Annotated in this window: 15 protein-coding genes; 6 read left to right on the top strand and 9 right to left on the bottom strand. The window is 68.0% G+C overall.

The features are described from left to right. The first annotated feature begins 10 nt into the window (after window positions 1–10). Window positions 11–871 (top strand): CDP-diacylglycerol--serine O-phosphatidyltransferase, encoded by an 861-nt coding sequence (gene pssA / locus ACEQZY_RS08795; RefSeq protein ID WP_341703863.1) that lies wholly within the window; start codon window positions 11–13, stop codon window positions 869–871. Window positions 872–884: 13 nt separating this feature from the next. Here the strand turns inward: pssA and ACEQZY_RS08790 are convergent, their stop codons facing one another. Next, a complete protein-coding gene (locus tag ACEQZY_RS08790; RefSeq protein WP_370153651.1) occupies window positions 885–1,445 on the bottom strand; it encodes a cysteine hydrolase family protein in 561 nt (186 codons plus the stop codon). Between the two features lie 6 nt (window positions 1,446–1,451). Then, entirely contained in the window at window positions 1,452–1,673 is a 222-nt protein-coding gene (locus tag ACEQZY_RS08785) for a hypothetical protein (RefSeq protein WP_341703865.1), read from the bottom strand. 228 nt (window positions 1,674–1,901) lie between these two features. On the opposite strand from ACEQZY_RS08785, the gene ACEQZY_RS08780 reads away from it, so the two are divergent. From ACEQZY_RS08780 to ACEQZY_RS08770, 3 genes are all read left to right on the top strand, one after another. Beyond that, window positions 1,902–2,204, top strand: coding sequence for a hypothetical protein (locus ACEQZY_RS08780; RefSeq protein WP_341703866.1), 303 nt, complete (start codon window positions 1,902–1,904; stop codon window positions 2,202–2,204). Window positions 2,205–2,298: 94 nt separating this feature from the next. Next, window positions 2,299–2,451 carry a hypothetical protein gene (locus tag ACEQZY_RS08775; protein ID WP_341703867.1) on the top strand — a complete coding sequence of 51 codons (153 nt, stop codon included), beginning with the start codon at window positions 2,299–2,301 and terminating at the stop codon, window positions 2,449–2,451. A gap of 97 nt (window positions 2,452–2,548) precedes the next feature. After that, window positions 2,549–3,703, top strand: coding sequence for an aminotransferase class V-fold PLP-dependent enzyme (locus ACEQZY_RS08770; protein WP_370153648.1), 1,155 nt, complete (start codon window positions 2,549–2,551; stop codon window positions 3,701–3,703). On the opposite strand, the gene ACEQZY_RS08765 is transcribed toward ACEQZY_RS08770, so the two are convergent. The 7 genes from ACEQZY_RS08765 to fabA form a co-directional block, all read right to left on the bottom strand. Beyond that, window positions 3,700–4,266 carry a PAS domain-containing protein gene (locus tag ACEQZY_RS08765; protein WP_341703869.1) on the bottom strand — a complete coding sequence of 189 codons (567 nt, stop codon included), beginning with the start codon at window positions 4,264–4,266 and terminating at the stop codon, window positions 3,700–3,702. The two genes, ACEQZY_RS08770 and ACEQZY_RS08765, sit on opposite strands and share 4 nt — an antisense overlap. 127 nt (window positions 4,267–4,393) lie before the next feature. Beyond that, window positions 4,394–4,945: a PAS domain-containing protein gene (locus ACEQZY_RS08760; RefSeq protein WP_370153646.1), complete on the bottom strand. Its 552-nt coding sequence runs from the start codon at window positions 4,943–4,945 to the stop codon at window positions 4,394–4,396. 98 nt (window positions 4,946–5,043) lie between these two features. Then, window positions 5,044–5,607 (bottom strand): PAS domain-containing protein, encoded by a 564-nt coding sequence (locus ACEQZY_RS08755; RefSeq protein WP_341703871.1) that lies wholly within the window; start codon window positions 5,605–5,607, stop codon window positions 5,044–5,046. Between the two features lie 63 nt (window positions 5,608–5,670). After that, the gene (locus ACEQZY_RS08750; RefSeq protein WP_341703872.1) at window positions 5,671–6,282 is read right to left on the bottom strand and encodes a PAS domain-containing protein; all 612 of its coding nucleotides are present in this window, start codon (window positions 6,280–6,282) and stop codon (window positions 5,671–5,673) included. 85 nt (window positions 6,283–6,367) lie between these two features. Further along, a complete protein-coding gene (locus tag ACEQZY_RS08745) occupies window positions 6,368–7,192 on the bottom strand; it encodes an SDR family oxidoreductase (protein WP_341703873.1) in 825 nt (274 codons plus the stop codon). A 54-nt stretch (window positions 7,193–7,246) separates the two neighbouring features. Next, window positions 7,247–8,482, bottom strand: a complete 1,236-nt coding sequence (gene fabB / locus ACEQZY_RS08740) for a beta-ketoacyl-ACP synthase I (RefSeq protein ID WP_341703874.1) — start codon at window positions 8,480–8,482, stop codon at window positions 7,247–7,249. A 12-nt stretch (window positions 8,483–8,494) separates the two neighbouring features. After that, on the bottom strand, window positions 8,495–9,019 hold the full coding sequence (gene fabA, locus ACEQZY_RS08735) for a 3-hydroxyacyl-[acyl-carrier-protein] dehydratase FabA (protein WP_370153643.1): 525 nt from the start codon (window positions 9,017–9,019) through the stop codon (window positions 8,495–8,497). A 364-nt stretch (window positions 9,020–9,383) separates the two neighbouring features. Here fabA and irrA point away from each other — a divergent pair, with 364 nt between their 5' ends. Both irrA and ACEQZY_RS08725 read left to right on the top strand, forming a co-directional pair. Next, window positions 9,384–9,806: an iron response transcriptional regulator IrrA gene (gene irrA, locus ACEQZY_RS08730; RefSeq protein WP_341703876.1), complete on the top strand. Its 423-nt coding sequence runs from the start codon at window positions 9,384–9,386 to the stop codon at window positions 9,804–9,806. A gap of 139 nt (window positions 9,807–9,945) precedes the next feature. Continuing rightward, window positions 9,946–11,727, top strand: a complete 1,782-nt coding sequence (locus ACEQZY_RS08725; protein ID WP_370153641.1) for a PAS domain-containing sensor histidine kinase — start codon at window positions 9,946–9,948, stop codon at window positions 11,725–11,727. The last annotated feature ends 240 nt before the right edge of the window (window positions 11,728–11,967 follow it).

Genomic DNA, 11,967 nt, shown 5'->3' with positions numbered 1-11,967 from the left:
GGAGAGTCGCATGCCGATGAAGCTGAGGCCGCCGCAGCGTCTGCGCAACCTGCCGCTCAACACCCTTGCGCCCAACATCCTGACCATCATCGCGCTCTGCTCGGGGCTGACCGCGATCCGCTTCGCCCTGCTCGGGCAGTGGAAATTCGCCGTCGGCGCGATTGCCGTGGCCGCCCTGTTCGACATGCTGGACGGCCGCGTCGCCCGGCTGCTGAAGGGCGCCTCGAAATTCGGCGCCGAACTCGACTCGCTGTCGGATTTCCTCAGCTTCGGTGTCGCCCCGGCGATGGTGCTGTATTTCTGGACCCTGCACGATCTCGGCAACGGCAATACCGGCTGGCTCTGCGTGCTGGCCTTCTCGGTCTGCACGGCGTTGCGGCTGGCGCGCTTCAACACCGCGCTGGACGATGCCGACAAGCCGCAATGGACCGGCAGCTTCTTCACCGGCATCCCGTCGCCGGCCGGTGCCGGCCTCAGCCTGCTGTTCATGATCATCAGCCTAGAGGTCGAGAGCAGCGTGTTCAGCTCGCCCTGGCTGAATGCCGTGTGGATGCTGGCGGTCGGCGGCATGATGGTCAGCCGGGTGCCGACCTTCTCGTTCAAGCGCGTCCGCGTGCCGCGCGAATATGTCGGCCTGGTGCTGCTGGGCATCGGCCTGCTGGTGGCCGGCCTGTTCAATCAGCCCTGGTACACGCTGGCGGCACTGGAGATCGCCTATCTGGTCTCGATCCCCTTCGCGCTGCGCGCCCATGACCGGCTGAAACGGGCCGATGCCCGTGATGCCGGTGCGGGTGCCGGTTCCGGTTCCGGCGCCGATGCCGCGGCACAGCCGGCGGCGCCCGGCGACCAGCCGCAATCGACCCTGCACTGATCCCGCCCTTGCGTTAGAGCGTCGCCAGCAGGTCCGCCGTGCTGGCGACGGTGACGTATTCGCCGTCGAGATTGGCCAGCGACAGGGCATGCACATCGGCGGCCGGCACCACGCGGCCATCGGCCAGCCGCCGGTCCACCGCCCAGCAGGCATCGCCGGCCAGCCGCACGTCGAAGCCCAGATCGGACGCCATGCGCGCCGTCGCCTCCACCGAATTGTGGGTCAGCACACCGCACAGCACCAGGTCGGTCTGGCCGGCATCGCGCAGGCGGCGTTCCAGGCCGGTGCCGATGAAGGCGCTGTGCACCTGCTTGGCGATCACCGGCTCGCCGGGCAGCGGCATCGCCTCCGGCTTGAAGGCATGGGCCGGCTGGCCGGGCCGGTAGGCGGAGTCGGCCTGCATCGAATCATGGCGGATATGCCAGACCGGGCGGCCGCTGCGGCGCCAGCCGGCCAGCAGGGCGGCGATGTTGGCCTCGCCCTGCGGATTGTTGCGCGGGCCCCAGTAGGGCGCATCGATGGCCAGCTGGACATCGATCACCAGCAGGGCGGCATGGGCGGGCAGGGATGTCATGATGCGTCAGTGGCTGCGGCGTTTCTGTTCGTCCAGCTTCGCCTTCAGCTTCGCGGCGAAGTCGCCGCCATCCTTCTTCTGCAGCAGGAACAGTTCGATGGCGAGCTGGGCGCGGTCCTGGTCGGTGACGGGCGGGCCCTTGCGGGCGATCTTCTCGACGATGCGCAGCAGCTGCGGATCGAGCTTCGCCCGCAGCGCCCTGATCTGCGCCCCGAGCTGGGCGCGCACATCCTTGGCCGGACCGGTATAGCGCCGGGCCGGCGGCGCGGCCGGCTTTGCGGCGGCACCGAACAGGCGGGCGACGAGGCCCGGCTTCGCGGGCGCCTTGGCGGGTGGTTTGCGGCCGGGCGGGCTCAGGGCGGACTCCTCATGAGGCGAAATTAACCGGATTCGGCACTACCGGAGACGGACATTTTACACCTTGTCAACCAAGATGAGGCATCATACATGTGAAACATGACATTCATCATCCCCCCTGTCACCGCCCTTCCCGCTGCGCAGCCCAGCTCCGCGGCGCAGGGTCTGGCGCAGCAGAATCAGGTGGTGAATGCGACCCAGGCCTCCGCCGCCGCGGCGTCGATCAAGACCGAGACCCGCTCGGCCGCCAGCGCCTCGGGCAATTCCGGCGGCTCCGACAAGGCGAAAAAGGACAAGGGCCGCAATGCCGATAGCGGCGCCGACGCCACCGAGGCGAAGACCGACCAGAGCGTCCATCCGCGGCCGCGCGGCATGGGGCGCAACGCCGATGTCACCGTCTGACATCCGGATCCTGAATCGCCGCCTCAGCTTTTGTTAACCAAGACCGCGCCACTCTCCCCGGGTCATGAGTGATTCGCCTGAGGGGGATATGGACATGCCGGCCCGCATTCGGCATCTGCGCGCTATTCTCGCGTCGATCAACGAACAACTGCAGCAGAACGACCTGCGTCCCGAGGCGCGCGACTATCTCCAGCGGACCGCCGATGCCTGCCGGGCGGCGATCCGCGACCTCGCTGTCAGATTATAGGGCCGTGACCCGGCCGGGCGGCGACGCCGTGGCCGCCGGAATGTAGGCTGACAATCCCGCGATTCCGTCCGCTGCCGCCGCGTGCTAAGCGGAGGGCATGACCCAGCCGACGATCCTGGCCGACCAGCGTGCCCTGTTCGACATCCCCGACGATGTCGCCTATCTGAACTGCGCCTACATGTCGCCGCTGGCGAAGGCGGTGACGGCCGCCGGCGAGGGCGGGATGCGCCGCAAGGCCGCGCCCTGGACGGTGACGCCGCAGGATTTCTTCACCGACAGCGAGACCGTGCGGGCGCTGTTCGCCCGCCTGGTCGGCGCCGCGCCGGACGATATCGCGCTGGTGCCGTCCGCCTCCTACGGCATCGCGGTGGCGGCGCAGGCGCTGCCGCTGCAGCCCGGCGAGAGCGTGCTGACCCTGGCCGAGCAATTCCCCTCCAATGTCTATCCGTGGATGGAAAAGGCGCGCGCCGCCAATGCCGCCCATCTGGACGTGCCGCGCCCCGCCGATGACGACTGGACGGCTGCCGTGCTGGCCCGCATCGATGCGCGCACCCGCATCGTGGCGCTGCCGCACTGCCACTGGACCGATGGCGGCCTGCTGGATCTCGCGGCCATCCGCGCCGCCTGCAGTCATGTGGGTGCGGCGCTGGTGATCGATGCGACGCAGTCGCTGGGCGCGCTGCCTTTCGACGTGGCGGCGATCGATCCCGATTTCCTCGTCGCCGGCGGCTACAAATGGCTGATGGGGCCGTATTCCTTCGGCTACATGTATGTGGCGCCGCGCTGGCAGCAGGCGATGCCGATCGAGCAGAACTGGATCGCGCGGAAAGACTCCGAGAATTTCGCCGGCCTGGTCGACTACAAGAGCGACTACCAGCCGGGCGCGCGGCGCTTCGATGTCGGCGAGCGCAGCAATTTCGCGCTGACGCCGGCGGCGATCGCGGCGCTGGAGATGATCCTCGGCTGGGGCGTGGCGAATGTGCAGGCGACGCTGGCCCGGCGCAATGCCGCACTGGCCGCGCGTGCGCGGGACGAATTCGGGCTGGGATCGGCGCCGGATGCGCGCCGCGCCGGGCATTTCCTCGGCCTGCGTTTCGCCGGCGCCGTGCCCGCGGACCTGCCGGCGAAGCTGGCGGCGGAGCAGGTGTTCGTCAGCGTGCGCGGCCGCGCCATGCGCGTCACCCCGCATCTGTACAACACCGATGCGGATATCGACCGGCTGTTCCGGGTGCTGCGCGCCGCGCTGGGCTAGGCCGCCGCGGTCTGCCCCGCCCCGGGCACCAGTCCGGCCGGCGGCAAGGCCGGGATCGCATAGCAATGCTGGTATTCGCCGCTGACGACGCCGCCTTCATAGGTATGGCAGACCGTGGCGCTGATGATGTGGCGGATGGCGCCGTATCTGTCCGCCAGCGGCAGGCTGATGCGCTGCAGGGCGACCGAGTAATTCCAGGCCGGCTGCATGCCGCTGAGGCCATGCAGGATCGCCAGCGGCCTGGCCAGGATGGCATGGGCCATCTCCAGCAGCCGGCTCGCGGTCGGCTCCTCGACCAGGTCGCCCAGCAGGCGGCCTTTCACCGACCCGCCATACAGGCCCTTCACGGTTTCCCCGGTCAGGCGGAAGCGGAAATCGTCGCCGCCTTCATGATCGAGGATGCAGATGTCGGGCAGATGCCGGCCCAGCCGGCAGGGGTCGATATCCTGGATGGACGGCACGGTATTGCCGCCATCCCGGAACAGGTCGAGCCAGTGCTCGACAAGGGAGATATGGGGGGGCTGGCGCATGTCGGTCTGCAGCCTGGCCAGTTCGCGGAGCATGACACGCCTCACCACTGGTTTCGGGTCGGGTCAGGGTAGGGGCATCGCCGCGCCGATGCCACTTAAGATATGATAACCCCTTCCGCGTGTGTTCTCGCTGCCGTGCTCTTCCGGGGATATATTCCGGTCACGGGCTTCCTGCCGGTGCCGGCCGGCTGCCGGCATCCGCCAGCGGATAGAAATGCAGCCGGTCGGTTTCCGGCGGCGGTTCGGCCAGGGCGCCCAGCCGGGTGAATCCGGCCAGATGGCGGATCTGTCCGGCATCGTCGCAGAGGGGCAGGCCGATCCGCTCGAAAGGCACCGGCACGACCCAGCCCGGAATCCGGTGGTGGCCGCGATGCCAGCCGGCGCAGGGGCGCTGCAGCAGGGCCCGGGCGAGCTTGCCGAGATCGGCGGCCAGCGCCGGCACATAGGTCTGCAGCAGGGTGCGGCCGGCCAGGTCGGTGCCGTACCACAGGCTCAGATTGCGGCCGGCCAGACGGAAGCGCAGCTGGCCATGGGGTTCGGCATCGAGAATCCACAGATCGTCGGCAATGCCGGCATGGCGGCCGGGATCGAAATCGCGCAGGGCCGGCACCCGGTTGCCGGCGGCGGCAGAAAGGGCGAGCCAGTCGGCGGCGAGCCGGCGATGGGCAGGCAGCGCGATATCCTCGGCCAGGCAGTGCAGGGGGCGGTCCATGGCCGCCACCATAGAAAGCCGTGCCGCCCGGGCGCTAATTATCTGCCGGTAACCGGCTGCTTAAGAAGCGGTAACGTCAGGCCGCACGGGCGGCGCGGTCATGCGCCGATGGACGCCGGCAGCGGATACCAGAAGGCGACTTCCTCTGCATCGCTGCTGCCTGCGGCGCCGGCTGCCGCGTCCGGATCGGTGCGGCCGATGAAGCGGGTGGCGCCGATCATGTGGCGGATGCGGCCTTCGGCATCGGTCAGCGGCAGCGCCAGCCGCTCGAAGGCGGCCGGCACGGTGTGGTCACGCTCGGCGATCTCGGGATGCACGCGATGATAGCCGATGCAGGGCGTCTGCAGCACACGGCGGGTCTGCTCGGTCACCAGCGGCAGGGCTGCCGGGCCGAACATCTCTTCATAGAGCCGGCCCCTGGTGCTGAAGCCGTACCAGTCGGTCAGCGTCTCGCCGCCCAGCCGCATGCGGAAGCGGCCGTCCTCCTCGGCATCGACGATCCAGGCATCCTTCAGGGCCGGCGCGAATTGCAGCGGATCGATGGACGACAGCGCCGGAATCCGCCGGCCGGCGGCGTCATGCAGCGCCAGCCAGTGTGCCGCCAGGGCCCTGTGGCCGGGCAGGCGCAGATCGGACAGCAGGGTATCGAGTGGCCGGTTCACCCGCCCTTTGTTCCGGATATCGGCGCGCCGGACAAGGGGCAGCCACGCTGCCACGAGATATTATCAGAACAGGGGCAATGCCATCGTCGCGGGTTTCTCGTCCGCCGCACGCCGCGCCGGAACAAGCCGGTAGCAGGCCTCGTGCCGGATCTGCGAGGATTCCGCGCCGAGGCCGTTGTAATACCGCGTGTCGAACAGGGTGGCGCCGACAAGGTGGCTGACATCGCCCTGCCGGCCGGCAACCGGCAGGCCGATCCGGTAGAAGCCGGCGGGCTCGTTCCAGCCCGGCATCTTCGATTCGACGCGCTGGAGGATGATGCAGGGCGTGTCGATCACCCGGCGGGCAAAGGCCTGCAGCAGCGGCAGGACCGCCGGGGTGCAGATGTCGCGGAAGGTCTTGCCGGTCGGATTGAAGCCATACCAGTCGGCGAACTGCTCGCCGCAGAGCCGGACACGGAAATCGCCGGTCTCCTCGGCCGAGAACAGCCAGGCCGACTTCAGCAGATGCGGAAACTGCAGCGGGTCGAGGTCGCTGCGGGACGGCACCGCTTGCCTGCGGCGGAAAAGATCGAGCCAGTGTGCTGCCAGCGGCTGCAGCGGACTGTGCTGCAGGTCGGCAACCAGATCGTCGAGATCGCGCTGGCCGGCCGGTGTGGCGGAGGAAGCAGGTTGCATCGGCCCAGCATGCGGGCCGCGGCCGGCCGTCTCAACTTAAGATTCGGTAACGCCGCCGGTCCTGCCGGGCCGCGCGGCCGGCCGTTCAGGCGTCGCCGTTGCCGCTGCCGTTGAGATCGGCGGGATTGGGCATGCCCAGCGCATGGAAGCCGCTGTCGACATGGATGATCTCGCCGGTCACGCCGGCGCCGAGGTCCGACAGCAGGAACAGCGCGGCACCGCCGACATCCTCCAGCGAGGCATTGCGGCGCAGCGGGCTGTGCTGGGCGGTGAACTTGAAGGTGGCGCGCGCCGAGCCGATCGCCGAGCCGGCCAGGGTGCGCATCGGCCCCGGCGAGACGGCGTTGACGCGGATATTCTGCGGCCCGAGATCGACCGCGAGATAGCGCACGCTGGCTTCCAGCGCCGCCTTGGCGACGCCCATCACGTTGTAGTTCGGCATCACCCGGGTGCTGCCTTCATAGGTCAGGGTGATCAGCGCACCGCCCTTCGTCATATAGGGCGTGGCCAGCCGGGCGACCTCGGTGAAGGAATAGCAGGAGATCGCCATCGAGCGGGTGAAGTTGCTCTTGGTGGTGTTGAGATAGCGGCCCTTCAGCTCTTCCTTGTCGGAATAGGCGATGGCATGCACCACGAAATCGAACTGGCCGCCGAAGGCCTTTGCCACCGCCTCGAAGGCGGTCTGCATGCTGGTCTCGTCCTCGACATCGCAGGGCACGATGGCCCTGGCGCCGACGCTTTCGGCCAGCGGGCGGACGCGCCGCTCGAAGCCCGTACCCTGGTAGGTGAAGGCCAGCTCGGCACCATGCCTGTGCAGCATCGCCGCAATGCCCCAGGCGATGGAGTGGTCGTTGGCGACCCCCATGATCAGGCCGCGCTTGCCACTCATCACTGCGGGATTGTCGGTCATGAAAAAATCCGGAAGGGGGTCGTTATCGTTATCGTTCTGGGCAGCCGGACGGGATCAGGCCGCGTAGCGCTGGAAGATCAGCGAGGCATTGGTGCCGCCGAAGCCGAAGGAATTCGACATCACGCGGTTGATCGCCGCATTGTCCTCGCGCTGGCGCAGGATCGGGAAGCCCTCCGCGCCGGGATCGAGGGTTTCGATATTGGCCGAGGCGGCAAGGAAGCCGTCGCGCATCATCAGCAGCGAATAGATCGATTCATGCACGCCGGCGGCGCCCAGGCTGTGGCCGGTCAGCGACTTGGTCGAGCTGATCTTCGGCATTTTCTCGCCGAACACCTCGCGGATGGCGTTCAGCTCGGTGATGTCGCCGGCCGGGGTGCTGGTGCCGTGGGTGTTGATGTAGTCGATCGGGGCGTTGTGACCGTGACCGCCGGCCTCGTTCAGGGCCTGCTGCATGCAGCGCACGGCGCCTTCGCCCGACGGGGCAACCATGTCGTGGCCGTCCGACGTCGCGCCGTAGCCGACCAGTTCGGCGTAGATCTTGGCGCCGCGGGCCTTGGCATGCTCCAGTTCTTCCATTACCAGGATGCCGCCGCCGCCGGCGATGACAAAGCCGTCGCGGTCTTTGTCATAGGCGCGGCTGGCCTTTTCCGGGGTGGCGTTGAAGGCCGACGACATCGCCGGCATCGCATCGAACAGGCAGCTCAGCGTCCAGTCCAGTTCCTCGCCGCCGCCGGCGAAGATCACATCCTGCTTGCCCAGCTGGATCAGTTCGGCGGCATTGCCGATGCAGTGGGCCGAGGTCGAGCAGGCCGAGCTGATCGAATAGTTGACGCCCTTGATCTTGAAGGCGGTGGACAGCACCGCCGAGCAGGTGCTCGACATGGTGCGCGGCACCATGAAGGGACCGATCCGCTTCGGGCCGCCCTTCTCGCGCACGATGTCGGCGGCCTGCACGAGGTTGCGGGTCGAGGCGCCGCCGGAGCCGACGATCAGCCCGGTGCGCTCGTTGACGATATCGCCGGGCTCCAGCCCGCTGTCGGCAATCGCCTGTTCCATGGCGAGATAGGCATAGGCGGCGCCGTCGCCCATGAAGCGCTTCTGCCGGCGGTCGACCGCGGCTTCGAGGTCGATCTTGACGGTGCCATGCACCTGGCTGCGGAAGCCGAGCCTGGCATATTCCTCGGCAAACACGATGCCGGAACGGCCGGCCTTCAGGCTGTCGGCAACCTCCTCGGCATTGTTGCCGATGGACGACGTGATGCCGAGACCGGTGACGACGACGCGACGCATGGGAAAATTCCTTTAAGCGGCTGCGGGTGCCATGCCGTCCGGGAACACCCCGACGCGCATGTCCTTGCATTCATAGGCCGGCTTGCCGTCGATGAACATGGTGCCGTCGGCGATGGCGATGCCGAACTTGCGCATCAGCACCTTCTTGATGTCGATCTTGAAGGTGATCTTCTTGGCGGCCGGAGTGACCATGTCGGAGAACTTCACCTCGCCGACGCTGATCGCGCGGCCGCGGCCCGGCGCCTTCATCCAGCCGAGGAAAAAGCCGACCAGCTGCCACATGGCATCGAGGCCGAGGCAGCCCGGCATGATCGGGTCGCCCTCGAAATGGCAGGGGAAGAACCACAGGTTGGGCTTGATGTCGAGTTCGGCCTCGATCTCGCCCTTGCCGTATTTGCCGCCCTGGTCCGCGATCTTGAGGATGCGGTCGAGCATCAGCATCGGCGGCAGCGGCAGGCGGGCATTGCCCTCGCCGAACAGCTTGCCATGCGCGCAAGCCAGAAGGTCTTCGTAGGTATAGCTGTTCTTCCGTTCCACGGCCGGAAATCCTCAAACCCGTGTTGCGGCCTGAAAGGCCCTGTTGCTGCCTGAAAGGCTCCGTTGCTGTCCGGAGGGCATGTCCATGCCCTCCGCGAGGGCGCGGGTCCGCTGTGCCAGCGGTCATGGACCAGACGTTGCCTCCGGGCACAATGTAGTGATCCGCCGGCCGGCCGCAACAGTTTCGTTGCAACTTGTTACATCTGTGCGATCCGGCAATCGGCAGTCAAGTCGCTGTTCCGGCAGGGTAAAACCGCATCCGAAGGGCTCCGCGCAGGCCCTGCCGGGTGCCGCGGCCGGGGCCGGAGGCGCCGCGGGCGACATTCCGGTGGCCGGCGCGGCGGCTCTGCTATATATCGGTTGCATGACAAAGCCCGTCGAACCCCGCTTCCAGGCCGCGGCCGAGCAGCTGCGCCAGGCCGGCCTGCGCACCACCCGGCAGCGCCTGGTGCTGGCCGAAATCCTGTTCGGCCAGGACCGCCACTGCCACGTGACGGCGGAAAGCCTGTACAACGAGGCGGCGGAACGCGGCAGCCGGCTGTCGCTGGCCACGGTCTATAACTGCCTGCACCAGTTCACCGCCGCCGGCCTGCTGCGCATGGTGACGGTGGATGCCGGCCGCGCCTATTTCGATACCAATCTGGCGCCGCATCATCATTTCTACTACGAGCGGTCGGGCGAACTGCAGGACATCCCGGAAGAGCAGGTGGCGGTGGCCCGCCTGCCCGAGGCCCCGGCCGGGGCGAAAATCGCCCGCGTCGACGTGATCGTCCGCCTCGAACAGTAGGGCGCGGTCCGGCCGGGTTACCGGATAGATAGGCCGGATTACCAAAAACCTATGTGATTGCCGGGCGTGGCTGCGGCAGCCTAGGGGCTGTCCGTGCGGACCGGCCGCCGGATGCCCCTGCAATCCGGATCCCCCTGCCTTGCTGAACGCCGCCGCCCTCGAACTCCGCCGCATCAACCAGCTGGTCGCCATGACCGTGACCGGCGCCCTTGTCCTCGTGGCGCTGAGCATCGCGGCCCATATCTGGCAGGACTGGCGGGATCCCGATTCCGGTCTGGGCCATGACCATGGTTTCCTGCTGGTACAGCTGCTGTTCGTGCTGATGCTGTCCGGCATTCTGGGCGGCGTGTTCGTCTGGGTCCTGCATCGTGCCCGCCGCATCGTGCAGTCCGTCGCCGCCCGCGAGCGGCAGTTCAGCGATGTCGCCCGGGCGGTGCCGGGGATGATCTACCAGTGGCAGCGGACCGCACCGGGCCGCGGCCATTTCGTCTGGGTCGGCCCGAACAGTTCGGCCATCACCGGCCTGCCGCCCGCGGAATTCATGCGGCGCCAGCGGGAATTCCGGCTGCATCCGGATGACCGGCGGCGCTGGCGGGAGGCGCTGGAAAGCTCGGTGGCGGCCGGCGAGGACTGGAATTTCGAGGGCCGCTACATCCTGCCCGGGGGCGAGGAACGCATTCTGCGCATGGCGGCCGGAACCTTCACGGATGCCGGCGGCAGCCAGCTGCATAACGGCGTGATGCTCGACATCACTGCCGAACGGCGTCTGGCGGTCAGCCGCGCCAATGCCGAAGGCCGGGTGGCGCTGCTGCTGGATGCGGCCAGCGACGCGATCGTCAGCCTCGACTGCGATCTGCGCATCACCCATTCCAACAAGGGCGCCGAGGCCATGTTCGGCCGCGCCGCGGCGGCGATGGCGGGCGGCAGCCTGGCGCAGCTGGTGCTTGCGGAACAGCGGCCCGGGCTGGATGCGGCCATCCGCGGCCTGCTGGCCGGGCCGGACGGTTCCTGCGAGATCGGCAGCTGGCGCGAGGTCAGGGGATTGCGGGCGGACGGCACGTCCTTCCCGCTGCTGGCATCGGTGTCGAAGACGACCGTGCTCGGGCAGCCGATGCTGTGCGCGATCATGCGCGACATGACGGACATTGCCGACCGCGAGCAGCGCCTGACCGAACTGGCCAGCGAGCGGGAACGCCTGCTGCGGCTGTCGGAGCAGGCCAGTCGCGCCAAGTCGAAATTCCTCGCCGTCATGAGCCATGAACTGCGCACGCCGCTGAATGCCATCATCGGCTTTTCCGAGGCCATGGCCACCGGGGCCCTCGGGCCGGCGGGTTCGCCGCAGCATCGCGAATATACGACGGACATTCTCAAGAGCGGCCGGCATCTGCTGGCCATCATCAACGACATTCTCGATCTCACCCGCATCCAGGAGCGCGGCGTCAGCATGCAGGTCGAGCCGATCGCACCGGCGCTCGCCTTCGAGGATGCCTGGCTGTTCGTCAAGGGCCGCGCCACCGACAAGGGGCTGGCCGTCTCGCTGCAGGACGACACCGCCGGTGCGACGGTTCTCTGCGACGAGCGGGCGCTGCGGCAGATGCTCATCAACCTGCTCGGCAATGCCGTCAAGTTCACGCCGGCCGGCGGCCGCATCACGGTGACCCTGCAGGTGCCGCCGGATACCGGGACCATGACCATTGAGATCGCCGATACCGGCCCCGGCGTTTCGCCGGTGGTGCTGCAGCATCTCGGCCAGCCCTTCGTGCAGGACCGCGACAGCTACCAGGCCGACAATCCGGGAACCGGCCTCGGGCTGGCGATCGTCGCCGAAACGGCCGCCGCCATGCAGGGCCGCGTCAGTTTCCGGAACCGGCCGGAAGGCGGGTTCTGCGCCTGTCTGGCCCTGCCGGCCGCCACTGGCTGAGGCGGACGGGCGCCGGCCGGCGGCTTGTTGCGAGCCGTTATCAAGATTTAGAATAATTCCAGAAAAACTTGACGGCCTTCGCGGCCGGGCCATAATCGTCGCCGTCCCGAATCCCTTCCGGATACCTGTTTCGCTGCCGATCCCATCGCCGGCCCGGACAGTCAGGAGCGCGGATCGACAGCGGGACACCCCGCCGCCCGGATGCATCCGGCATTCCGGCGGCAAGATGCAACAAGGAGG

It is taken from the genome of Ferrovibrio sp., assembly GCF_964218355.1.
Taxonomy (GTDB): Bacteria; Pseudomonadota; Alphaproteobacteria; order Ferrovibrionales; family Ferrovibrionaceae; genus Ferrovibrio.
Note: the sequence above shows the minus strand (reverse complement) of the source record. Positions and strands in the feature narration are given on the sequence as shown.

Coding starts and splice junctions, on each gene's coding strand:
- pssA (WP_341703863.1), top strand. CDS start 11: ATGCCGATGAAGCTGAGGCCGCCGCAGCGTCTGCGCAACCTGCCGCTC.
- ACEQZY_RS08790 (WP_370153651.1), bottom strand. CDS start 1,445: ATGACATCCCTGCCCGCCCATGCCGCCCTGCTGGTGATCGATGTCCAG.
- ACEQZY_RS08780 (WP_341703866.1), top strand. CDS start 1,902: ATGACATTCATCATCCCCCCTGTCACCGCCCTTCCCGCTGCGCAGCCC.
- ACEQZY_RS08775 (WP_341703867.1), top strand. CDS start 2,299: ATGCCGGCCCGCATTCGGCATCTGCGCGCTATTCTCGCGTCGATCAAC.
- ACEQZY_RS08770 (WP_370153648.1), top strand. CDS start 2,549: ATGACCCAGCCGACGATCCTGGCCGACCAGCGTGCCCTGTTCGACATC.
- ACEQZY_RS08765 (WP_341703869.1), bottom strand. CDS start 4,266: ATGCTCCGCGAACTGGCCAGGCTGCAGACCGACATGCGCCAGCCCCCC.
- ACEQZY_RS08760 (WP_370153646.1), bottom strand. CDS start 4,945: ATGGACCGCCCCCTGCACTGCCTGGCCGAGGATATCGCGCTGCCTGCC.
- ACEQZY_RS08750 (WP_341703872.1), bottom strand. CDS start 6,282: ATGCAACCTGCTTCCTCCGCCACACCGGCCGGCCAGCGCGATCTCGAC.
- ACEQZY_RS08745 (WP_341703873.1), bottom strand. CDS start 7,192: ATGACCGACAATCCCGCAGTGATGAGTGGCAAGCGCGGCCTGATCATG.
- fabB (WP_341703874.1), bottom strand. CDS start 8,482: ATGCGTCGCGTCGTCGTCACCGGTCTCGGCATCACGTCGTCCATCGGC.
- irrA (WP_341703876.1), top strand. CDS start 9,384: ATGACAAAGCCCGTCGAACCCCGCTTCCAGGCCGCGGCCGAGCAGCTG.